The organism is Paenibacillus sp. GYB003 (genome assembly GCF_036577625.1).
Lineage (GTDB): Bacteria > Bacillota > Bacilli > Paenibacillales > NBRC-103111 > Paenibacillus_AB.
This window is the reverse complement of the sequence record NZ_JARBDC010000069.1, coordinates 229,607-253,012: the sequence shown is the minus strand read 5'-3', so window position 1 is coordinate 253,012 and position 23,406 is coordinate 229,607. Positions and strand designations below refer to the sequence as shown.

The window sequence follows — 23,406 nt, the reverse complement described above, 5'->3', positions numbered from 1 at the left end:
GCGCGGAGAAACGATTTTCCATTAACGCACGCGCCGATTTATGTAAAATAAGGTAGGGTTGATAACGATTATCAGTGGCAGGCGCTTTCTTTTTTTTGCCATCAATTGAGAATGATTATCTTTATTATGAAGGAAGAACGCTCGTCATGAACATACGGCACTTAACGCTGCTCCTGATCGCGTTGTCGCTGGCGTCGCTCTTTATCGGGGTGAAAACCATTTCGCCGCTCGACCTGTTCCGGTTGAACGCCGACCAGGCGGACGTCATGTGGATCAGCCGCATTCCGCGTCTGCTCGCGATCGTCATCGCCGGCGTCAGCATGAGCATCGCCGGCCTGATCATGCAGCAGCTGACCCGCAACAAATTCGTATCGCCGACGACCGCGGGCACGATGGATTCGGCGAGGCTGGGCGTGCTCGTGGCGATGATCGCGTTCGGCGCGGCCGCGCCGCTGCTCAAGATGGCGGTCGCCTTCGCGTTCGCCCTGGCGGGGACGATGCTGTTCATGAGCATTTTGGACCGGGTGAAGTACAAGGACGCCATTTTCATCCCGCTCGTCGGGCTCATGTTCGGCAACATCATCGGATCGCTGACGACGTTTTTCGCCTACAAGCACGATTTGATCCAAAACATCTCGTCGTGGCTGCAGGGCAACTTCTCGCTCGTCATGAAAGGCCGCTACGAGCTGCTGTACATAAGCGTTCCGCTTGTCGCGGTCGCCTACGTGTACGCGAACCGGTTTACGATCGCCGGGATGGGGGAGGAGTTTTCGCACAATCTCGGGCTGAAGCACAAGCAGGTCGTGCGCATCGGGCTCGTCATCGTGGCGCTGGCATCCAGCGCGAACATTTTGACCGTCGGGGTCATCCCGTTTCTCGGCCTCGTCGTTCCGAATATCGTGACGATGTACAGGGGCGACAACATGAGGGACAATTTGCCCCATACGGCGCTGCTCGGGGCGGTGTTCGTGCTCGTCTGCGACATCCTGGGCCGCGTGATCATCTATCCTTACGAAATTCCGATCGGCCTTACCGTCGGCGTGATAGGGAGCGGCATTTTTCTTTACTTGCTACTGAGGAGAAAGGCATATGAATCCTAAAACGAAGATCGCTCTTCTCGCGCTGGCGTCGGCCGTTCTCATCGCGCTGTTTCTGACGGTCCAAGCCGGCGGAAATTGGGGCTACGTGCTCGAGCGAAGAGGGCTGAAGGTCGCGGCCATCGTCCTGACCGCCGCGGCGATCGCCTTCTCGACGGTCGTGTTTCAAACCGTGACGAACAACCGGATTTTGACGCCCAGCATCATCGGTCTCGATTCGCTGTACATGCTGACGCAGACGTTCATCATATTCGTTTTCGGCTCGCTCCATATCGCGCTCGTCGATCCGAACCTGAACTTCGTCCTGTCCGTCGGCCTGATGGTCGGCTTCGCGCTGGCGCTGTACCGGTTCATGTTCAAGAGGGAAGGGCGCAACATCTACTTCCTGCTGCTCGTCGGCATCGTGCTCGGTTCGCTGTTCGGGAGTCTGACGACGTTTATGGAGGTGCTGATCGATCCGGACGAGTTTTTGGTCGTGCAGGGCAAAATGTTCGCCAGCTTCAACCGGATGAACACGAAGGTGTTCGCCGTGGCGGTCGTTTTGATGGCGGGAGCCGCCGCCTACAGCATCCGTTACGTGAAATATTTGGATGTGCTGGCGCTCGGCAGGGACCATGCGATCAATCTCGGGATCGGCTATAACGCCGTCGTGAAACGGCTGCTCGTCGTCGTCGCCGTCCTGACCTCGATATCGACCGCGCTCGTCGGCCCGATTACGTTTCTCGGCCTGCTCGTCGCGAACATCGCGTACCAGTTTATGAAAACGCACCGGCACGGCTACTTGATCTGGAGCTCGATTTTGATCGGCATCGTCGCGCTCGTCGGCGGCCAGCTCGTCGTGGAACGCGTCTTTACGTTCTCGACGACGATCAGCGTCATCATCAATTTGTTCGGCGGCGTCTATTTCTTGTATTTGCTGTTAAAGGAGAGTAAATCGTGGTAGAGGTCAAAAACGTCTCCAAACTGTACGGCGGCAAGCCCGTCGTCGATAACGTCTCCCTGCGGATCGCCAAGCGGCAAATCACGTCGTTCATCGGCCCGAACGGCGCCGGCAAAAGCACGCTGCTGTCGATGATCAGCCGTCTCGCCTCCAAGGACGGCGGGGACATATGGATCGAAGGCCGGGAGCTCGGCAGCTGGAACCATAAGGAATTGGCCAAAACGATATCGATTTTGAAGCAATCGAACCATGTCGGCGTCCGGCTGACGGTCAAAGATTTGGTCGGCTTCGGCCGCTTTCCGTATTCGCAGGGCAAGCTGACGAAGGAGGACCGCCGCATCGTCGACGAGGCGATCGATTATATGGAGCTCGGCGACATGCAGCATCGGTATTTGGACGAGCTGAGCGGCGGGCAGCGGCAGCGCGCGTTCATTTCGATGGTCATCGCCCAGGATACGGAATACGTGCTGCTCGACGAGCCGCTGAACAATTTGGACATGAAGCATTCGGTGCAAATTATGAAGGTGCTGCGCCGGATGGTCGCCGATCTGGGCAAAACGATCGTGCTCGTGCTCCACGACATCAACTTCGCGTCGTGCTACTCCGACTACATCGTCGCGCTGAAGGACGGCAAAGTGGTGAAGGAAGGGCCGACCGACGAGATGATCCAAACGCCGGTGCTCCGGCACGTGTACGACATGCATATTCCGATCGAGCCGATCGGCGGAAACAAGATCGCCGTTTATTTCACGTAGGCAAGCGTTACTTAACCATACATGACAAGGAGAGGGTTTCGATGAAAAAACATTCGCTTACGGCGGCCATGCTGCTTCTGTTCGTTCTGATCGCTTCGGCGTGCGGAAGCGGAGCGGACGCAAACACGAACGGGAGCGCCGCGCCGGCGTCCGGCAATTCGGGCGGCGAAGCGCCGGCCCAGACGCAGCCTGCGGAGCTGACGATCAAGCATAAGCTGGGCGAGACGAAGGTGAAAGCAAATCCGCAGAAGGTCGTCGTTTTCGACTACGGGGTGCTCGACTCGCTGGATAAGCTCGGCGTGGAAGTGACCGGCGTGCCGCAGGCGAACATTCCGCCGTATCTCGCCAAGTACAAGGACGCGAAGTACAAAAACGTCGGCAGCCTCGTCGAGGCCGATTTCGAGAAAGTGGCGGCGATCAAGCCGGATTTGATCATTATTTCCGGACGGCTGCAAACGGCGTACGAGGAGCTGAGCAAAATCGGTCCGACGATTTTCCTCGCCGTCGACAACGCGAAATATATGGATTCGTATAAAGAAAATGCGAAGACGCTCGGCCAAATTTTCGGCAAGGAGTCCCAGGTCGAAACCGAGCTCGGCAAAGTGAACGAGACGGTCAAATCGGTAAACGAGAAAGTGAAGGCGAGCGGCAAAAACGCGCTCGTCGTTCTCGCCAACGAAGGCGCGATCAGCGCGTACGGGGCGGGCTCCCGCTTCGGCATCATCCACGACGTGCTCGGCTTCGCGCCGGTCGACCCCAATATCGAAGTGTCGACGCACGGCAAGCCGGTTTCGTTCGAATATATCGCCGAGAAAAACCCGGACTACTTGTTCGTCGTCGACCGCGGTGCCGCCGTAGGCGGGGAGCCGGCGGCGAAAAAGACGATCGAGAACGAGCTGGTGAAAAAGACGAAGGCGTTCCAGGAAGGCCATATCGTCTACCTCGATCCGAACTATTGGTATTTGTCGGGCGGCGGTCTCATTTCCGTCTCCGAGATGGTGAAGGAAGTCGAGAAAAGCGTCAAATGAACGATCGAATAAGGTCGGCGAAAGGCCGCGTCCGCAACGGGCGCGGTTTTTGCCATTCGGCCGGAGGCGGCGCGAAGATCGTGTGAATTGTGCGCCGCGGCCGTTCAGTTTTCCGCCCCCCGGATGTATAATAGCGGTATGCCGCAATACGAAGGAGAGAACGGGATGCGCTTTTTGATTCCTTACATTCGGCGCCATTGGAAGCTGTTTTGCGTCGCCGTTTCGTTTCTGACGGTCGAAGCGGTCTGCGACCTGCTGCAGCCGACCATAATGGCCCAAATCATCGACGTCGGCATCGCGGAGCGGGACATGGGCTACGTGCTGCGCATGGGCGGGCTGATGCTGCTCATCACGGCGGTCGGCGCGATCGGCGCCAGCTCGCGCAACATCATTTCGAGCCGCGTCTCGCAAAAATTCGGCACGGAGCTGCGAGGCGATCTGTTTCGCGGCATTCAGTCGTTGTCGTTCGCGAGTCTGGATAAATTTGAAAGGGCTTCCTTGGTGACCCGGCTGACGAACGACGTGTCCCAAGTGCAAAACTTCGTGAACGGCTTGATGCGCATTTTCGTCAAAGCGCCGCTGCTGTGCATCGGCAGCCTGATTATGGCGGCGCGGCTCAACCCGCAGCTCGCCGTCGTGCTGGCGGTCGTCGTGCCGGTCGTCGCCCTGCTCGTCGCGCTCAATATGAAAATCGGCTTCAAGCGGTTCATGTTCGTGCAGAAAGCGCTCGACCGCGTCAACGGAGTCGTCCGCGAATATTTGTCCGGCGTCCGCGTCGTCAAGGCGTTCAACCGGTTCGATTACGAAACGGACAAATTCGCCAAGGCGAACGCGGAATACCAGGCGCGTTCGGTCAACGTGATGCGCACGATGTCGGTGTTCAACCCGGCGATCATGCTGACCGTGAACTTCGGCATCGTCGCCGTCATCCTGCTCGGCGGCATTCGCGTGAACGCCGGCTCGATGCAGGTCGGCCATATCGTCGCGTTTATCAACTACATGACGCAAATTTTGTTTTCGCTCATGACCATTTCGATGGTGTTCAACATGTTCGTGCGCGCGAAAGCGTCCGCGGTGCGGATCGGAGAAGTGTTCGAGGAGCGCGACGCGGCGGTCCCGAGCGTCGTGCCGGGAGTTCCGGCGGCGGATCGGCCGATACGGCGGCCGGCCGGGCGGGCCGGCGAAGAAGCGGATCGGGTCGACGACAGGACCGGCGGCGAAGCGGCCGGCCGGACAGCCTCCGCGATAGGGCGGATCGACTTCGAGGACGTGACGTTCTCGTACGAAGGCCCGGCCGGCGAGCCTGCGATCAAGCATATTACGTTCAGCTGCCTGCCCGGCGAAACGGTCGGCATTATCGGCTCGACCGGCTCGGGCAAAAGCAGTCTCGTCGGCTTGATTCCGCGCTTTTACGACGCCGATTCCGGCACGGTGAAGGTGAACGGCGAGGACGTGCGCCGCCTCGATCCGAAAACGCTGCGGGAGCGCATCGCGATCGTCCCGCAAAAGACGGTTTTGTTCACCGGCACGATTGCGGCCAATATTCGCTGGGGCAAGGACGACGCCACGGACGAGGAAATCGAGGAGGCGGCGCGGCTCGCCCAGGCGCACGAGTTCGTCGCCGCCTTTCCGGAAGGGTACGAAACGCGGCTCGGCCAGCGCGGCGTCAACTTGTCCGGCGGGCAAAAGCAGCGGCTGTCGATCGCGCGGGCGCTTATCCGCAAGCCGGACATTTTAATACTCGACGACTGCACGAGCGCGGTCGACGTCGCGACGGAAGCGAAAATCAAGCAGTCGCTCAAGGCGTACGCGCGGAACTTGACCTGCCTGCTCATCGCCCAGCGCATTACGTCGGTCATGGACGCCGAACGGATCGTCGTCCTCGATCAGGGCGAAATCGTCGGCGTCGGCACGCACGAGACGCTGCTGCACAGCTGTACGGTATACCGGGAAATTTACCAGTCGCAGGTCGGAAAGGAGATGCAGGCGAATGCCAAAGCCGAATGAGCGGGACGGCCGCGCGCAGCCGGGCGGGGCGGACATGCCGCCGATGATCGGTCCCGGCGGCCCCGGAAGACCGGGACCCGGAGGGTTCGGCGCACGCGGCAGAGGGCCCGACGCCAAGCCGAAAAATTTCCGCGGGACGATGGCGAAGCTGTGGCGCTACTTGGGCAAGGAGCGGAAGCTGCTGTCGCTTATTTTCGCCTTCCTGCTGATCGACGCGGTCATTATGCTGGCCGGGCCGTATTTGATCGGCGTGGCGATCGACGCGATGACCGCGGCCGGCAGCAAAGTCGATTTCCGGCTGCTCGAGGCGGCGCTGTTCGCCTTGACCGCGGCCTATGTCGCCGACGGCGCGCTCACGCTGCTGCAGGGCTGGCTGATGGCCGGCGTGTCGCAGCGGGTCGTCATGAACTTGCGCCGCACGATGTTCGCGAAGCTGCAGAAGCTGCCGCTTTCGTTTTTCGACGCGCGCCCGCACGGCGAGCTGATGAGCCGGATGTCGAACGACATCGACAACGTCAGCACGACGATCTCGCAGTCGACGGTGCAGCTCATGTCCGGCGTCATCGCCATCGTCGGCTCGCTCGTCATGATGATCGTGCTCAGCCCGCTGCTGACGCTCGCCAGCCTCATTACGGTGCCGCTCGTCTATTTGCTCGCCCGGACGATTACGCGCAAGACGAGCGTTCTGTTCAAGGACCAGCAAGCCCGGCTCGGCCAGCTGAACGGCCATATCGAAGAAACGATATCCGGCATTCAGGTCGTCAAGGCGTTCAACCGCGAGCAAAAGTCGGTCGAAGAGTTCGACGAGGTGAACGGGCGCCTGTACGAAGTCGGGCTGAAGGCGCAAATATGGTCCGGCTTCATGATGCCGCTGCTCAGCGTCATCAGCAACATCGGCTTCGCCGCGGTGGCGATCGTCGGCGGCATATTGGCCGTCAAAGGAAACATTACGGTCGGCGTCATCGCCAGCTTCATCAGCTATTCGCGGCAGTTCGTCCGGCCGCTCAACGATCTCGCGAACATTTACAACGTGCTGCAATCCGGCGTGGCCGGCGCCGAGCGGGCGTTCGAGGTGCTGGATGAGCAGGAGGAGCCGGAGGATCCGCCGGGCTCCGTCGTGTTGGAAAAACCGAAAGGACATGTCGTGTTCGACAACGTCAGCTTCGGCTACCGGCCGGACGTCCCGATTTTGAAGCGGATCGGCTTCGAGGCGCCGGAAGGCAGCAGCACGGCGCTCGTCGGGCCGACGGGAGCGGGGAAGACGACCGTCGTCAATCTCGTCACCCGGTTTTACGACGTGACCGACGGGACCATTTATTTGGACGGCCGCGATATCCGCGACTATACGCGGGACAGCCTGCGGCGGGCGTTCGGCATCGTGCTGCAGGACACGTACTTGTTTTCGGGCACGATCAAGGAAAACATCATGTACGGCAAGCCGGACGCGACCGACGAAGAGGTGCGGCGGGCGGCCGCCATGGCGAACGCGGACGCGTTCATTCGCCGGCTGCCGAACCGGTACGACACGATGCTGACGGAAAACGGCGGCAATTTGAGCCAGGGTCAACGGCAGCTGCTGGCGATCGCGCGGGTCATTCTCGCCAATCCGTCGATCCTGATCCTCGACGAGGCGACGAGCAGCATCGACACGCGGACCGAGCTGCACATTCAGGACGCGCTGCTTCAGCTGATGAAGGGGCGCACGAGCTTCATCATCGCGCATCGGCTCAATACGATTCGCGACGCCGACACGATCATGGTCGTGGACGGAGGGGCGATCGTCGAGAAGGGCAGCCACGAGGCGCTGATCGCCCGGCGCGGGACGTATTACCGGATGTTCAGCAATCAGTTCAAAAATATCGAGGGGGCCGCGACGCAGCCGTAGCACCCGAAGCGACAACGGGCCTTCGCGGGCGACGCGAACGGCTCTTTTTTTTGCGTCCGGCGGCGCCCCATCGCGCGACGGGAGCCGCCCGTTCGTTTTGCATACGGAAAATATGGTATACTACTGGAAAAAGTGCGTTGCCGAAACGTCGTCGGAGGAGAGTGGGGCACAATCATGATCGAACTAGCGAACGTCACGAAAAGCTACAACAATAAAACAAAGGCGGTCGACAACTTGTCGCTGACCGTAAACGGAGGCGAAATATTCGGCTTCCTCGGGCCGAACGGCGCGGGCAAGACGACGACCATCAAAATGATGACCGGCATTACGAAGCCGGACCGCGGCGCGATCCGCATCGCGGGCGCGAATATGGCGGACGATCCGATCGAGGCCAAGAAGCGGTTCGGCTACGTTCCGGACAGCCCGGACTTGTTTTTGCGGCTGAAGGGGCTCGAATATTTGAACTTTATGGCGGACATGTACGACGTGCCGAGGCAGCTTCGCAAGGAGCGGATCGAGACGCTGGCGTCCCGCTTCGACATGTCGCACGCGCTGTCCGACCCGATTCAAAGCTATTCGCACGGGATGCGGCAAAAAATCGTCATCATGGGCGTGCTCATTCACGATCCGGCGGTTTGGATTTTGGACGAGCCGCTGACCGGACTCGATCCGAAGTCGTCGTATACGCTGAAGGAAATGATGCGGGAGCATGCGGACGGCGGGAAAACGGTGTTTTTTTCCACGCACGTGCTCGAGGTGGCGGAAAAGCTGTGCGACCGCGTGGCGATTATTAACAAAGGGGAAATTTTGTTTTGCGGGACGTTCAAAGAGATGCAGGAGCGGTTCCAGTCGGATTTGTCGCTCGAGAAGCTGTTTTTGGAGCTGACCGGCGATGAATAAAACGTGGGCGCTGACGCGCATTTTGCTGAAAAACGGCACGGGGGGCCTGTCCAAATCGGGCAAAGCCCGCAGCGGCCTCATGCGCATGCTGCTCCCGCTGCTGCTGCTGGTCGCGCTGCTGCCGCTCATGTTCGCCGTCGGGGGGCTCGTATCCGCGCTGTACGACGGCTTGCGGCCGGTCGGACAGGAGGGCGTCGTTCTCGGCCTCGGCCTCGTGCTGGCCAGCGTCGTCGTGTTCATGTTCGGCATTTTCTACATCATCACCGTGTTTTATTTCACTCAGGACGTCGAGCATTTGCTTCCGCTGCCGCTGAGGCCGGAGCAAATCGTGACGGCGAAATTCATCACGGTGCTGCTGTACGAATATTTGACGCAATTCGTTCTGCTCGCTCCGCTGTTTGTCGTATACGGCGCGAAAAGCGGAAGCGGGGTATTGTATTACGCGTACGCGGTCGTCGTTTATTTGGCGCTGCCGATCGTTCCGCTCGTGCTCGCGTCGATCATCGCGATGGCGATCATGAGCTTCGCCGGCGTCGCCAAAAACAAAGACCGGTTTCGGATGTTCGGGGGAATCGCCGCGGTGCTGCTGTCGTTCGGCTTGAACACGTTCATCCAGCGAACGATGAACAGGGCGATGGATCCGGAGCGGCTGCAGGAGTGGCTCGCCGGGGGCGACAATTCGCTCCTCCGGCTGGCGACCGGATCGGTTCCGAGCGTGAGGCTGGCCGCGAACGCGCTGCTGAACGAGGCCCGGTTCGCCGGTCTTGCGTGGCTCGTTTTGTACGCGGCGCTGTCGCTATTGTTTTACGCCGTTTTCGCCTGGCTCGCCGGCCGGTTTTATTTCAAAGGCGTCGCGGGCATTTCGGAAACGTCGGCGCGCCGCGTTCGTCTGACCGGCAGCGAGCTCGACAAGCGGACGTCGCAGCAGTCCGCCGTCGCGGCGCTCACCCGGAAGGAGCTTCGCCTGCTCATGCGCACGCCCGCTTATTTTCTCAACTGCGTGCTGATGACGTTTTTGTGGCCGGTGCTCCTGCTCATTCCGCTCGCGACCCAGCCGGACTTCGCGGACAGACTCGGCTCGGCGAGAACGCTGTTCGAGACGTCGGGCGGCTCGGCGCTCGTCCCGTCGATCGGCGCCGCTTTGATCTTGTTCGTCTCCGCGGCGAACGCGATTACGTCCACCTCGATATCGCGCGAAGGGGCCGGCTTCTTCGTCTCGAAATATGTGCCCGTGCCGTACGGCAGCATGATCGCCGCCAAGGTGGCCGCCGGCTTCATCATCACGATGGCGGGAGCGCTGCTGCTGCTCGCGGTCGCCTTCTTCGCGCTCGGGCTTCCGCTGCCGTTCGCGCTCGCCATGGTGCCGGTCGCCTGCGCGGCTTCGCTGTACGCGTGCATGACCGGCATCGCGATCGACCTGCGGATGCCGAAGCTCGTCTGGGAAAACGAGCAGAAGGCGGTCAAGCAAAACATGAACGGCTTGTTCAACCTGCTTGTCGGCATCGCGACCGCGGTCCTGCTTTTTTGGGCGGCGAACAGTCTCGGATTGACGATGTGGAGCGCCACCGCGCTGCTGTTCGGCGCGCTCGCGCTGGCGGATTTGCTGCTGTACCGGCTGTTGAAGGCGAAAGGCGCCGAATGGTTCGGCAATATCGAAGCGTGACGCGTTCGCGGCATCCGTCCGGTCCTGTGACCGGGCGTTTTTTTGCGTTCGCGTATCGACTCCGCTTGCGTCTTTTAGCATCATTGTTCTATAATGACCACAGTCATTTATGACCGTGGTCATTTTTTGTGGAGAGGTGCTGGATATGCTAAGAGAAGCGCGCAAAAAAAGCATAAAAGAAACGATTATTCGCCATGCCGTCGAATTGTTCAAGCAAAAAGGGTACGAAAACGTGACGGTAGAAGAAATAACGTCCAAATGCGGCATCGCCAAAGGAACCTTTTTCAACTATTTTCCGAAAAAAGAGCACCTTCTGCTGCATATGGCCGATTCTTACGTGCCGCTCATGGATCGAATCGTTGAAACCCATCGGGAGGGCCATGTGAAAGAACGGCTGCTTCGCATGCTTCAAGAGTTGATCGCGATCTATTCGCGACACTCCGATTTGCTCGGGCTCACTCTCGTCGAAACGATCAAATCGGCGATCCGTTCGGACGATGCTTCGACGAACATCCGGGTGCTGCAGGAAACGATCCGGACCGTCATCGAGGAAGCCAAACAAAGCGGCGCGATTCGAAGCCGCTGGGACTCGAACGTCAGCGCATCGATCCTGACCGGTTTATTTCTCCATACGCTCATCGCCTATGCTTCGAACGTCGATGCGGCGGAAATGTCAGAAGCGTTGCGGCGGCAGCTGGATGCGGCGTGGGAAGGAATAGCGGATGAATAGACTGAAGCGAATCGTCCAAAGCAAGCTTTTTCTGTTCTTTGCCGCCTTCGTCGTTTTCGTCTATTTGAATAACAGCTCCGCGCTGACGAAGCATCGCGGCGGGGACCCACTCTTGCTCGCTCACCGGGGACTCGCGCAAACGTTTCCGATGGAAGGGATTGCGAACGATACGTGCACGGCCGAGCGTATATACGAACCCGAACACCCGTTTCTCGAAAATACGATTCCTTCGATGGAAGCGGCGTTTCAAGCAGGCGCCGATATCGTCGAGCTCGACGTCAAACCGACCAAGGACGGCAAGTTCGCTGTCTTTCACGACTGGACGCTGGACTGCCGGACGAACGGGCAGGGCGTTACGAGCGATTATACGTTGTCGGAATTAAAGCAGCTCGATATCGGGTACGGGTACACCGCCGACGGAGGGCGAACGTTCCCGTTTCGCGGCAAAGGGATCGGGCTCATGCCGTCGCTCGAAGAGGTGTTTGCCTATTTTCCGGAACGGTCGTTTTTACTTCATATGAAAAGCAACGATCCGAAAGAAGGCGAACAGCTCGCCGATTATCTCGGCTCCTTGCCGAAAGAGCGTTTACGGCAGCTGGCCGTTTATGGCGGAGACCGGCCGATCGCGGCTTTGAAAGCGAGCTTGCCCGACGTCCGGGCGATGTCCAAATCGACGATGAAAAGCTGCTTATATCCGTACATGGCCATAGGCTGGACGGGATATGTGCCGCAGGCTTGCAAGCATACGGAACTGCATATTCCCGAGAAAATCGCGCCCTTGCTATGGGGATGGCCGAACCGGTTTTTGAATCGGATGGACCGCGCGGATACGCTCGTCATCGCGGTCGGCGGAGACGGCAGCGATTTTTCAAGCGGATTCGATACGGCGGATGACGTACGGCGCCTCCCGAACGGCTACACAGGGGGAATATGGACGAACCGGATCGACCGGATCGCTCCTCTATACCGATCGAACGACTGATCCGCGCCGCCGGCGGCGCGCCGAACGGCCGCAACCTGCCCGACTTGTTGGAACGGCGAACGAACGGTATAATTCTCCTTGTTATGAACAACGAGAAGGAGGAGCCCCCATGACATTCGGACCCCGGATGCTCAAAACCGGAATCGCGGTCACCTTGGCATTGTACATAAGCGTTTGGCTCCACTTTTCTTCTCCGGTCATTGCCGCGGTGGCGGCTCTTTTTGCGATGCAGCCTTCGATTTACCGTTCCTGGCGCTACGTTCTCGAACAAGTGCAGACGAATACGCTCGGAGCCGCGATCGCGATGCTCGCCGGCACGTTTTTTACGAACGAGCCGATCGCGGTCGGCGTCGTCTGCGTTCTTGTCATTATGATTTGCATCAAGCTGAAAATGGACGAATCGATCGGCCTCACGCTCGTCACGGTCGTCGCCGTCATGGAAGCGTCGGGACAATGGGATTTCGCCTTGAACCGGTTTCTGCTCAGCCTGATCGGGATCGCCTCCGCGTTCGTTATCAATATCGCCTTTTTGCCTCCGAAGCCGAAGGCGCAATTTCACGAGCAGGCGCGCGCGGTGTTCACCCAGCTTTCGCTGCTGCTGCGGACGGCCGTTTCCGACGAGATGAAGGAAAAAATATTTCGCGAGCAGAAGCAGGCGCTGTACGACCGGCTGACGTCGCTCGCGGCCAAATACAAGCTGCTCGAGGAAGAGCAGAAAAAGATCCGGCGCGTCAAATACCGGGAAAAACGGCAGCTTGTCGTGGACAAGCAGATGCTCGTTACGCTGCAGAAAGGATACGAAGTGCTGGAGGCGGTGCAGGAGCATTTTTTCCAGGCGGAACGGACGCCGGAGATGAATAAAAGCTACGATAGGCATTTGGAGAAAATGATCAAGTTTCACGAGCACGTGCTGCTGAAATTCGAGGATAAGCTGAAGCCGGGAAGCTGGGATTCGGCGCCGGCCGAGGAAGCGAACGACCTGTTCATGAAGCGGGCGGCGGAAAGCTTCAACGAGCGGAAGGGCGGCTCTCTGCGGCTGCTGATCGTCGCTTCGGCCATTTACGATTATGGCCACCAGACGGCCCGGTTGAGCCGGATGGTCGATCACGTCGACGAGGACGACGAGGACGACGAGGAGGAGAAGGAGACGGCGAAGGTGGCGAAGACCGAGGCGTAGCCGGCAAGCTGCGGTTCGTATGAAAAGATTGCCGTATCGAAAGCCCCGTTTGGTCGAAACGGGGTTATTCGGCGTGCCCGCAATGTCGATTCCAGCATCCGCCTTTTCGGAAATGCTTAGGTGCTCGAACAGTTCCTGCGGACAGGAGTGTCATACCGTATAGCAATGCAAAAGGAAGGGGTGAAGACTTATCCGTACATTCAGAGCGACATTAAACGGGCGGCAGGAAGTGCCCCCGGTTCGAACGGCCGCTACCGGCAGCGCCCTTTTTCGGCTTAGCCGGGACGGCAGCCGGCTTCATTTTCGACTGGTCGTGCGCAATATCGCCCGAGTTACCCAAGCCCATATTCATCTTGGGCGCAGAGGACAAAACGGACCGGTCGTCGTCTTTTTGTTCGGACCGTCCAAATTCGGCATTACGGTAAGACGAGGCGTCGTAACGGGCACGCTGCGGAACCGGGACTTGACCGGCCCGCTGGCGGGCAAGACGCTGCGCGACCTGATCCGCGAAATCGAGAGAGGCAACGCTTACGCCAACGTCCATACCGTTCGGCATCCGGACGGGGAAATTCGCGGCCAAATTCGGCATTAAAGAGAGCGCGAGCTTCGGGACCCCGCAAAACGATTGGAACGAGCTTCCACGGGCTACCGTTTTGCGGGGTTTCGGGCCTTGAGCGAACGGACAAGCCACTGGTCGCTGCGCCATGCAAAAGGCCGGCGCCGGCGCCGGCGCAGCGCAGACAACCGTACGGCCGAACGGGCGTTTTCGGAATTAAAGGGCTTCTATTTGATAATCTCGTGGTTGCACAAAGAGACCGATCGCGTCACCGTGCAGTTTTGAAACGAAAAGAACGCCGAGCATGAAGCGAGTGGCGCCTTTCGTTTCTACGTCCGGCGTATCCTGATGCTGCCGGGCCGCTGGAGTCGAACGAACGGGAAAACCTCCATTTCATTCACTCTCCTGGTGGCGTCGTTTCAAAATACCGGGAGAAGCTCCGGCTAAAATGGCGCGGAATCGGCGAAAAGCACGGAATGCGGGAATTTAGCGGGACGATTTCCCGTTTTATTGCCCGGAAACGGGAAACGATCGAAAATAGCGGGAGCATTTCCAGCTCGTTTCCCGCTCCGCCGCCGTTTCGGCATGCAAATCGGAAGCCGAGGCAACCAATGCGATCGAAATGCAAAAAGCAGGCTGGCAGGCGATTTTAGACAATTTCAAAACATATTGCGAGCGTTCTAATTAATTGGTAAAGAGTCTTTTGCCGAGTCACTTGCTGAAAAGTGGCTCTTTTTTTGCCGGGAGAGTGTCGTTCGGTGACAATTCGATTGTGGCGGCCGGTTCGGCAGTGACGAAAGATGTACGTACCGGCCAATACGATTGTCGCGGGTCATCCGGCCAAGTTCTTGAAACACGTCTGCCAAGGGGCCGCATTATTGAAACAAGGCGAGTCGGCCGCTCCTTGTCTGAATGAGAAAACCCCTTCAAATTGAAATTGAAGGGGGGGGGGGGTTCACCGGCGAGACGGTCCTTCTGTAAAATGTTAGTTCACGAATCGCGCTCCTCGCCGGCGTTACCAGCCGAAGTCCAGCGTTTTGCCGGTTTCCGCGAACGTTTTGATGTTGCTGAGCATCATCGGCCAGCTTTGCTCCGAGCTTGCGCGGGACGGATGGTTTTCCGGCCAACGGTCCTGAACGAGCGTAAGCTTCGTGCAGGCGCCCGCAGGCTCGAGCGTGAACGTCAATCTCGTTTCCAGCTCGGCGTGGTTTTCCCGGTACGACGGGCCGGGGTGCTCGGTCATGCTCAACAGGCGGTTCGGCTCGAATTGCAGCACGGTGCCGTATACGTGAACCGTTTCGTCGCCGTCGTTGCCCGGTCCCACGTATTCGTAGGAGGAGCCGATTTCGAACGTCGAACGGAGAATGCAGCCGAACATGGTCGCCTTCGTCCCTTCGGGCGATACGAGAACCTGCCACACCTTTTCGGGCTCCGCGCCGATGTAAAATACGTAAGTCAAATCGTCCATGATTATGCCTCCTGCCGATCGGTTTCGTTTGCAATCGGGATTGCCGACTGCTACCCTATAATCATAGGACAACGTTTCCGCGCCGTATTGTAAAAACGCGACAGCCGGGAGCGGAACGCTCGAACCGTCGACCGGCGGCGCCAGAAAGGAGCTGCGACCTTGCAACCGATAACCGGCTTCGAAATAAGAGGCATTTTGCAAAAACGGGAAAGCGCCGAGAAATACTCGCTCGTCCGTTACCCTCCGGCCGAGGATTTAGCTTGGTTCATCAAGCATTATTGGATCGTTGCGTGGGATTTGCGCGGGCAGCCTGCTTATCCGCAGGTCGTCTTGTCCCACCCGAACGTCAACCTCGTCTTCGAAAAGGGCAGCACGCGCATATACGGCATTACGAAAACGAGCGAAACGCGCATCATCGAAGGCGCCGGCTTCGTCTTCGGCGTCAAATTCAAGCCGGGCGGGTTTTATCCGTTCTGGCAAAAGCCGGTATCCGGACTGGCCGGAGGTTCGGTCGCGTTCCGGGACGTGTTCGGCATCGAAGCGGGCCCGCTGGAAAGTCGTCTGCTCGCGCAGCGGAACGAACCGGCGATGATCGAGCTCGCCGACCGGTTTTTTCGCTCCGTCGCCCCGGCGAAGGACGAGCAGGTCGCCCTCGTCGATGAAATCGTGAGCACGATTTCGCGCGAACGGGATATCACCAAAGTCGATCAGCTTGTCGGGCGGTTCGGCATCGGCAAGCGGACGATTCAGCGGCTGTTCAGCCGCTACGTCGGCGTCAGCCCGAAATGGGTCATCCAGCGGTACCGGCTGCACGAGGCCGCGGAGCAGGTCGAGCGCGGCGACGATCCCGACTGGGCCAAGCTGTCCCAAGATATGGGCTATTACGATCAGGCGCATTTCATCAAAGATTTCAAGGCGATCGTCGGCAAGTCGCCGGAGGAGTATATGAAAGGAGCCGGCGCGGCCGCCGCTGCGGCTCGTTAAAGTCCGCCCGATGCGATTCGGGCGGATTTTCGCCCATTCCGGGTCTGCTGCCGCTTACGAATCGTGTGGTTCTTATGGGCGGAAAAACGAACGTTTTTTCGGGCTAACGAATCCGAATATCGTTATCGAGCCGAAAGCGGAAGGAAACGATTCGATTTGCAGGAAATAACGATACCGGAGTTCGTTAGTACTTTCAAATCTGCGCATACGGCACTCATAACGATATAGGGGTTCGTAAGCTGACGTTCGCGCCAATGAGTTGTCCGATACGCCCGCGCCAGTAAATATTCATTAACGATGAAAAAAGACGCGTCACGGCTCCGAAGAGCGCCGAACGCGTCTTTGTTTTCGCGGCATACCGGTTACGCTCGCAGAGCCGCCGGTTCTTTTACAGATCGTTGGCCGCCCGGCAAAACGACTCCAGCGCATCGCGCACGATGGAGCGCGGACATGCGAGGTTGATGCGCAGCCAGCCTTCGCCTTCGCTGCCGAACGTCGAGCCTTCGTTGAAGACGACTTTCGCCTTGCGGTACATCAGCTCCTTCAGACCTGCGGCGTCCAGGCCGAGCGCACGGCAGTCGACCCAGAGCAGGTACGTGCCTTCCGGCCGCAGCGGCTTCACTTTCGGCAAATGCTCGGCCAAGTAATCGATCGCGAAATCGACGTTGCCGGCCACGTAGGCGAGCATGGCGTCGAGCCATTCGTCGCCTTCCCGGTAGGCCGCTTCGACCGCGTCCTGGGCGAAATGGCTTGCCATATGCAGGCTGAGCGTTTTGATCCGGTTCTCGAACTTCCGTTTCAGAGCCGGATTGGAGATGACCGTATAGGACGTATGGAGCCCCGGCAAGTTGAACGTTTTGGTCGCGGCCAGACAGGTTATCGTAATGTCCGCCAGCTCCGGGGACAACGAGGCGAACGGAACGTGCTTGTGGCCCGGCAGCGTCAGGTCGCAATGAATTTCATCGGAAACGACCGTTACGCCGTACGCCAGGCACAGCTCGCCGAGCCGAAGCAGCTCGTCGCGGCTCCATACCCGCCCGCCCGGATTGTGCGGGCTGCACAGCAGCAGCAGCTTGGCTCCTCCGCGGAACAGCGTTTCGAGCTGCTCGTAGTCCATCTCGAGCTTTCCGTCGCGGACGATGAGCGGATTTTTGACGACATTGCGGCCGTTGCTGCGGATCACGTCGTAGAACGGGTAATACACCGGCGACTGCAGCACGACGTCGCTTCCCGGATCGCTGAACTGCTCGACGGACAAGCTGAGCGACGTGACGACGCTCGGAACGTCGGTAATCCATTCGGGCTCGATCGTCCAGCCGTGCCGGCGGGCGAACCATTGCACGATCGAGTCGAGGTAGCCGTCCTCGCGGAACGAATAGCCGTAAATGCCCAAGGCGGCCCTTTTCGCGATCGCTTCGCGGACGGCGGGCGGGCTGAGAAAGTCCATATCCGCCACCCAAAGCGGCAGCAGGTCTTTGTCGCCGTACAGCTTCTCGTTCTGGTCCCATTTATAGGAACGCGTGTTGCGCCGGTCGATGCGGCGGTCGAAATCGAAAGACACGGTGAATCCCTCCATCCGGATTGTTGTGCGGGTTTGCTGACGCGGCCGCTATTAGGCGTCCGTCGAGCGATACGTGCCGACATGCTCGGCCCAGGCGGCCGATATGTGCTCCGGGTCGCCTTTTCGAATCGCCTGCAGCAGCTTGTCATGCTCTTTCCATAAGTCGTTCAAGTCTTCGTAAGCTTGTCCTTGAATCGTAAAGTGCAGGTGAATCCGGTTATAGATCGACGTCCATGTGCCGAGCAGCCCCGGCATGCCGGCGAGCGAAATGACGTATTCGTGGAAGGCCAGGTCGCTATCGACGATTTTGTCCAAGTTGCGCTGCGCCGCTCCTTCCTTCATATCCGCGACGAACGACGCCAGCTTCTCGAGCTCGCGCTCCCCGATATTCGGCAGCGCTTTGCGGATCGCGTACGTTTCGATGATGAGCCGGATCGGATTCAGCACGTCGCGCACTTCTTCGCCGGATATTTCCGCGACCGTCGTCTCTTTATACGGCAGCGAGACGAGCAGCCCTTCCTGCTCGAGCATGCGGATCGCTTCGCGGACCGGACCGCGGCTGACGCCCATCTGCTTGGATATTTCGACCTCGCGCAGACGATCGCCGGGATTCAATTTGCCTTGAAAAATCGCTTTGCGGATGTCATCCGTTATTTTATGCCTGAGCGACGTCGCTTTTTGTTCGTCGAAACGAAATGGGGACATAAGGTTGCGCACTTCCTTTGTTTCGATAGGTTCACATTCCTTCAGTTTACTGGAAAATGCGGCGATTGTAAACATTCGGACAGTTATGCGGGAGTTATGCGGCAGCCTGGCCGGGGCGGGGAGTGGGGATCGTGCGCAAAAGAGCGCTATTCGCCCGGCGAACGTGTCGAAAGGGCGCGGATAGAGCGCGAAGGAGCACTAAGCCCGCGTCGGCGGAGCGGCAGCCGAGCGGCGAGGGCGAGCTAGTGCGCAAAAGAGCGCTATTCGCCCGGCGAGCGGGACGAAAGGGCGCGGATAGAGCGCGAAGGAGCACTAAGCCCGCGTTGGCGGAGCGGCAGCCGAGCGGCGAGGGCGAGCTAGTGCGCAAAAGAGCGCTATTCGCCCGGCGAGCGGGACGAAAGGGCGCGGATAGAGCGCGAAGGAGCACTAAGCCCGCGTCGGCGAAGCCGCGGCCGAACCGCGAGGACGAGCTAGTGTGCGGAAGAGCATTAACCGCCTGGCGAACGTGTCGAAAGGGCGCGGATAGAGCGCGAAGGAGCACTACGCCCGCTGCGCCGGCGGAGCCGCGGCCGAGCGGCCGCACTGCCGCCGCCAGCCAGGCTCATCTTTTTCGGTAATATTGTTGACAATCATACACCATCCTTTATACTGGATGTGACAGCATCGTTTGGAGATGAATCGAGAGGGGAATACGCAGTGAGCGCACAAGGGGAAGTACGCAGTCAGGCGGTACGCAAAATAAGTTTCGAGGGCGACGCGCTCCGCATGTCGATGGATTGGACCGTCGCCGATTTGGATAAAGTGCAGGTGCTGGTCGAAAGCACGGCCGGTTCGAGCCATCCGAGCTCCTACCATTTGCACGAGCTCGTCGCGGAAGCGGAAAAAGGAGTGCTGCAGGCCGGAGGCAAGTCGGCCGTTTATACGACGACCGACATTTGCGACGGCATCGCGCAGGCGCACGAAGGGATGAACTTTTCGCTGGCATCCCGCGACTTTATCGCCTCGATGGTCGAAATTCACGCGATGGCGACGCCGTTCGACGCGATGGTGCTCAGCTCGGCCGGCGACAAGGCGGTGCCCGCCCATCTGATGGCGATCGCCCGTCTGGACATTCCGGCGATTCACGTACCCGGCGGAGCGATGGGGGCCGGGCCGTGCATGAAATCGAACGAAGAGCTGTGGCACATGAGCGTCGACGTGAAGCAAAATAAAATGACGAAGGAGCAGTTTTTGGCGTTCCAGCGGGCTTGCTGTCCGACATGCGGCGCCTGCCAATATATGGGCACCGCGGCGACGATGCAGGCGATGGCCGAGGCGCTCGGCCTCGCGCTGCCCTGGTCGGCGCTCATTCCGGCGACGAACGCCGAAATCCGCCGAATGGCGCGCGCGGCGGGCCAGCAAGTCATGGAGCTGCACAAGAAGGGGATCACGCCGTCGCGCATATTGACGAAGGAAGCGTTTGAAAACGCCATCATGATCCATTCGGCGATCGGCGGCTCGCTGAACGCGGTCATGCATTTGATCGCGATCGCCCGCGAAACGGGCATCGAGCTGACGGCGGAACGGTTCGACGACATTCACCGCCGCATTCCGGTGCTCGTCGATACGAAGACGGCGGGCAAATACCCGACGGAGCTGTTCTGGTATGCGGGCGGCGTGCCGGCGGTCATGAAGGAGCTGAAAGCGCACCTGCATTTGGACTGCTTGACGGTTACGGGCCGCACGGTCGGCGAAAACGTGGAGCAATTCGGGCGAAGCGAGATGCCGAACTACGCGGAAATGTTTTTGGCCAACTACAAGCTGAACCGGCGGGACGTCATTTATCCGCTCTCGAAGCCGTTGAAAACGGAAGGCTCGATGGCGCTGCTGAAGGGCAATCTGGCCCCGGGCGGGGCGACGGTCAAGCAAAACGCCGTCGTGCCGGAAATGATGGAGCACGAAGGGCCGGCGAAAGTGTTCGACAGCGAAAGCGATGCCGTGCAGGCGTATATGAACCGCGAGCTGCAGCCGGGGGACGTCATCGTCATCCGGTATCAGGGGCCGCGGGCGACCGGCATGCCGGAAATGTTTTTCATGTCGGAGCTGATCGCCTCCGACCCGGTTTTATCGAAAACGACGGCGCTCGTCACCGACGGCCGGTTTTCCGGCGCGACCCGCGGGCCGTGCATCGGCTATTTGGGACCGGAGGCGCTCGACGGCGGACCGATCGCGCTGCTTCAAAGCGGCGACACGATCCGCATCGACATTCCGAACCGTCGGCTCGATATCGTCGGTTTGCACGGCGAAGATGCGGCGGACGGGCAGGAAATCGCCGCCCTGCTGGAGAAACGTAGATCGGAATGGAAGCGCCCCGTCAAGAAGCATAAAGGCGCGCTCGGCCAATATACGCGGCTCGCCCGGCCGGCGCTCGAAGGCGCCTCCGCGCAGCCGTAAGCGCGAGAACGACAAACCGGCCGGACGTTTCGGCGGATCGGCGCGAAAGGGGAAACGCGGAATGAAAATCGCGATCGGCGGACTCATTCAAGAAAGCAATACGTTCAGCGAATCGCGCAGCGAGCTGAGCGATTTCCGGAACTACTATTTTAAGCTCGGCGGCGAGCTGCTGGAGCCGCAGCAGGCGGACAACGAGCTGGCCGGCTTCCTGCAGGCGGCCGCCGCGGAAGGGCCGGACGTCGAGCTGGCGCCGACGCTGTTCACGCAGGCCGTGTCGTCGGGGCCGGTTCCGCGCCGGACGCTGGACGACCTGAAGCGGCTGCTGAGCGAACGGCTCGATGCGATCGGCGGGTGCGACGGCGTTTTGTTTTCGCTGCACGGCGCATGGGTCGCCGAAGACAACGACGACGCCGACGAAGAAATAGTGCGGCTGATCCGCAGCCGGGTCGGGCCGGACGTGCCGATCGTCGCGACGCTCGATTCCCACGCCAACGTCACCCGCGGCATCGTCCGGCTCGTCGACGGCATCGTCGGCTACCGGACGTTTCCGCATACCGATTACGCGGAAACGGGACGCCGCGCCGCCCGTCTGCTGTTTCGGATCGTCCGCGGCGAAACGAAGCCGCATTTGCGGATGAAAAAAGTGCCGATGATCGTTCCGGCGGAGCGTCACGAAACGTCGCGCGGGCCGATGGCCGAGCTGTGGGCCGAGGCGCTCGCCGGCGAAAGGGACGGCCGCTCCGGCCTTGCGTCGCTCTTTCTCGTGCAGCCGTGGCTCGACGTCGCCGAAATGGGCTGCTCCGTCGTCGTCATGGACGACGATCCGGGCAAAGCCGAGGCGGAGGCGGAGCGGCTCGCCGCGCTGATGTGGAGCAAGCGCGACCGGTTCCGCATCGGGCTGCGCCGCGTGGACGAAGTCGCCGCCCTGCTGGAAGCCGGCGCAAGCCCGGGCCGCGCCGCCGCCCCGATCGTCGTCTCCGACTCCGCGGACAGTCCGGGAGCGGGCTCGCCCGGCGACAGCAACTACGTGCTGCGCGAGCTGCTTCGGCTCGGCGCCGACCGGAAATGGAGCTGCCTGCTTTCGATGGTCGACCCCGAAGCGGCGATGGCGGCAGCGGCCGCAGGCGAAGGGAGCGCCGTCAAGCTGCGCGTCGGCCACTCGATCAGCCGCGCGTACGGAGAGCCGCTCGCGATCGAAGGCACGGTCGCCCGCGTCGGCGACGGCAAGTTCCGGTTCGGCGGCGGCACGGTCGCCGGACTCGAAGCGAACATGGGCCGCTGCGCCGTCGTGCGAATCGGCGCCGTGTCGCTGCTGCTGATGGAGCGCCCGACGTTTACCGGCGATCCGGCCATGTATCGGAGCGTCGGACTGGAGCCGGCGGACGCCGATCTCGTGCTCGTCAAATCGGCGGCCCAGTTTCGCGCCGAATACGAAAAATTGACCGACCGCATCTATATTCTCGACACGCCGGGAGCGAGCACGGCCAATTTGGCCGGTCTCCCGTTCAAGCGCATTCCGAGGCCGATGTACCCGTTCGATGACTTCCCGACCTCGAAAGGAGATGAACCGCAATGAGACTGAGGCAAAAAACGGCGCTCGTCACCGGGGGCTCGACCGGCATCGGCCGGGAAGTATGCCTCGCCTTCGCGAAGGAAGGGGCGAGGGTAGCCGTCAATTACATCGGGCCGGAGTCGCAGGCGCAGGACGTCGTAGCCGCGATCGAGGCGGAAGGCGGAGAGGCGCTCGCCGTACGCGCGGACGTCAGCGACGAAGCGCAGGTGAACGCGATGGTTCGGCGCGTCGGGGACGCATGGGGCGGCGTCGACATTTTGGTCAACAATGCCGGCATTTATCCGCGCAAGCCGTGGTACGACATTACCGGCGACGAATGGGACCGGGTGCAGGCGGTCAACCTGAAGTCGTGCTTTTTGACGAGCAAGGCCGTTTTTCCCCATATGCGCGACAAAGGCTACGGCAAAATCATCAACGTCTCCTCGGTCACGTTTTGGAGCGGGCAAAAAGGATTCGTCCATTACGTAGCCTCGAAAGGCGGCGTCATCGGCTTCACCCGCGCGCTCAGCCGCGAAGTCGGCATGCACGGCATTACGGTAAACGCGATATCGCCGGGTGCGGTCATGACCGAGCAGGAGCTGCTCGACATGCCCGATCCCGAAGAGCGGGAGAAGACGCGCCTCTTTTTGGCCGAGGCGCAGTCGATTCCGCGGCGGCAGCTGCCGCCCGACATCGTCGGCGCGTTTTTGTATTTGGCGTCTCCGGACAGCGATTTTACGACGGGACAAACGATCAACGTCGACGGCGGGTGGATGATGCATTAACCCGCCTGCCGCGTGCGTGCTATCGGTACTGTTGCGCGATTTCGGCCGGTCCGTGCAGGCTTCCTCCTTCCAAACTCCTCCTTCGCAGCGGCGGCGCGTTCAGCGCTGGCCGCTCTTTGCGCATCGATTTGCCGGAACCGGGTTTTGGAAAATTTTTACGACCGCGACCGGATCGATACGAAGGAAAAAGGCGAACCG

The 23,406-nt window shown here is 60.0% G+C and carries 19 protein-coding genes and 1 pseudogene; 17 read left to right on the top strand and 3 right to left on the bottom strand.

Annotated features, from left to right (window positions below; translation table 11 throughout):
• Positions 1-146: 146 nt before the first annotated feature.
• From PV407_RS22735 to PV407_RS22675, 13 genes and pseudogenes are all read left to right on the top strand, one after another.
• Complete coding sequence (locus PV407_RS22735) at positions 147-1,100, top strand: ABC transporter permease (RefSeq protein ID WP_332092288.1); 954 nt, start codon at positions 147-149, stop codon at positions 1,098-1,100.
• Positions 1,090-2,040, top strand: coding sequence for an iron chelate uptake ABC transporter family permease subunit (locus PV407_RS22730; protein WP_332092287.1), 951 nt, complete (start codon positions 1,090-1,092; stop codon positions 2,038-2,040). The genes PV407_RS22735 and PV407_RS22730 overlap by 11 nt, the downstream gene beginning before the upstream one ends.
• Positions 2,034-2,792, top strand: a complete 759-nt coding sequence (locus tag PV407_RS22725) for an iron ABC transporter ATP-binding protein (RefSeq protein ID WP_332092286.1) — start codon at positions 2,034-2,036, stop codon at positions 2,790-2,792. Before PV407_RS22730 ends, PV407_RS22725 begins: the two co-directional genes overlap by 7 nt.
• Before the next feature lie 41 nt (positions 2,793-2,833).
• Positions 2,834-3,820, top strand: coding sequence for a siderophore ABC transporter substrate-binding protein (locus PV407_RS22720; RefSeq protein ID WP_332092285.1), 987 nt, complete (start codon positions 2,834-2,836; stop codon positions 3,818-3,820).
• 165 nt (positions 3,821-3,985) lie between these two features.
• Complete coding sequence (locus tag PV407_RS22715; RefSeq protein WP_332092284.1) at positions 3,986-5,827, top strand: ABC transporter ATP-binding protein; 1,842 nt, start codon at positions 3,986-3,988, stop codon at positions 5,825-5,827.
• Positions 5,828-5,861: 34 nt separating this feature from the next.
• Positions 5,862-7,712 carry an ABC transporter ATP-binding protein gene (locus PV407_RS22710; RefSeq protein WP_442951697.1) on the top strand — a complete coding sequence of 617 codons (1,851 nt, stop codon included), beginning with the start codon at positions 5,862-5,864 and terminating at the stop codon, positions 7,710-7,712.
• Between the two features lie 174 nt (positions 7,713-7,886).
• A complete protein-coding gene (locus tag PV407_RS22705; protein ID WP_332092283.1) occupies positions 7,887-8,612 on the top strand; it encodes an ABC transporter ATP-binding protein in 726 nt (241 codons plus the stop codon).
• Positions 8,605-10,275, top strand: coding sequence for a putative ABC transporter permease subunit (locus tag PV407_RS22700; protein WP_332092282.1), 1,671 nt, complete (start codon positions 8,605-8,607; stop codon positions 10,273-10,275). The genes PV407_RS22705 and PV407_RS22700 overlap by 8 nt, the downstream gene beginning before the upstream one ends.
• Positions 10,276-10,420: 145 nt before the next feature.
• Positions 10,421-11,005 carry a TetR/AcrR family transcriptional regulator gene (locus PV407_RS22695; protein ID WP_332092281.1) on the top strand — a complete coding sequence of 195 codons (585 nt, stop codon included), beginning with the start codon at positions 10,421-10,423 and terminating at the stop codon, positions 11,003-11,005.
• On the top strand, positions 10,998-11,987 hold the full coding sequence (locus PV407_RS22690; RefSeq protein WP_332092280.1) for a glycerophosphodiester phosphodiesterase family protein: 990 nt from the start codon (positions 10,998-11,000) through the stop codon (positions 11,985-11,987). Before PV407_RS22695 ends, PV407_RS22690 begins: the two co-directional genes overlap by 8 nt.
• 109 nt (positions 11,988-12,096) lie before the next feature.
• A complete protein-coding gene (locus PV407_RS22685; RefSeq protein WP_332092279.1) occupies positions 12,097-13,164 on the top strand; it encodes an FUSC family protein in 1,068 nt (355 codons plus the stop codon).
• Positions 13,165-13,354: 190 nt separating this feature from the next.
• Positions 13,355-13,756 carry a CHRD domain-containing protein gene (locus tag PV407_RS22680; protein WP_332092353.1) on the top strand — a complete coding sequence of 134 codons (402 nt, stop codon included), beginning with the start codon at positions 13,355-13,357 and terminating at the stop codon, positions 13,754-13,756.
• Positions 13,757-14,315: 559 nt separating this feature from the next.
• Positions 14,316-14,408, top strand: a pseudogene (locus tag PV407_RS22675) (polyketide cyclase); the annotation flags it as partial.
• A 327-nt stretch (positions 14,409-14,735) separates the two neighbouring features.
• On the opposite strand, the gene PV407_RS22670 reads toward PV407_RS22675, so the two are convergent.
• The gene (locus tag PV407_RS22670; protein ID WP_332092278.1) at positions 14,736-15,188 is read right to left on the bottom strand and encodes an SRPBCC family protein; all 453 of its coding nucleotides are present in this window, start codon (positions 15,186-15,188) and stop codon (positions 14,736-14,738) included.
• A gap of 159 nt (positions 15,189-15,347) precedes the next feature.
• Between PV407_RS22670 and PV407_RS22665 the strand changes: the two genes are divergently transcribed.
• Positions 15,348-16,172, top strand: coding sequence for a helix-turn-helix domain-containing protein (locus PV407_RS22665; protein WP_332092277.1), 825 nt, complete (start codon positions 15,348-15,350; stop codon positions 16,170-16,172).
• Between the two features lie 388 nt (positions 16,173-16,560).
• Here PV407_RS22665 and PV407_RS22660 read toward each other — a convergent pair whose 3' ends face one another.
• Positions 16,561-17,733 (bottom strand): MalY/PatB family protein, encoded by a 1,173-nt coding sequence (locus tag PV407_RS22660; RefSeq protein ID WP_332092276.1) that lies wholly within the window; start codon positions 17,731-17,733, stop codon positions 16,561-16,563.
• A 51-nt stretch (positions 17,734-17,784) separates the two neighbouring features.
• Positions 17,785-18,438 (bottom strand): GntR family transcriptional regulator, encoded by a 654-nt coding sequence (locus PV407_RS22655; protein ID WP_332092275.1) that lies wholly within the window; start codon positions 18,436-18,438, stop codon positions 17,785-17,787.
• Positions 18,439-19,134: 696 nt separating this feature from the next.
• Between PV407_RS22655 and ilvD the strand changes: the two genes are divergently transcribed.
• The 3 genes from ilvD to PV407_RS22640 all read left to right on the top strand — a co-directional run bounded on the left by ilvD (position 19,135) and on the right by PV407_RS22640 (position 23,208).
• Positions 19,135-20,871 carry a dihydroxy-acid dehydratase gene (gene ilvD, locus PV407_RS22650; protein WP_332092274.1) on the top strand — a complete coding sequence of 579 codons (1,737 nt, stop codon included), beginning with the start codon at positions 19,135-19,137 and terminating at the stop codon, positions 20,869-20,871.
• Positions 20,872-20,932: 61 nt separating this feature from the next.
• Positions 20,933-22,447: a M81 family metallopeptidase gene (locus PV407_RS22645; RefSeq protein WP_332092273.1), complete on the top strand. Its 1,515-nt coding sequence runs from the start codon at positions 20,933-20,935 to the stop codon at positions 22,445-22,447.
• Entirely contained in the window at positions 22,444-23,208 is a 765-nt protein-coding gene (locus PV407_RS22640; protein WP_332092272.1) for an SDR family NAD(P)-dependent oxidoreductase, read from the top strand. Before PV407_RS22645 ends, PV407_RS22640 begins: the two co-directional genes overlap by 4 nt.
• The last annotated feature ends 198 nt before the right edge of the window (positions 23,209-23,406 follow it).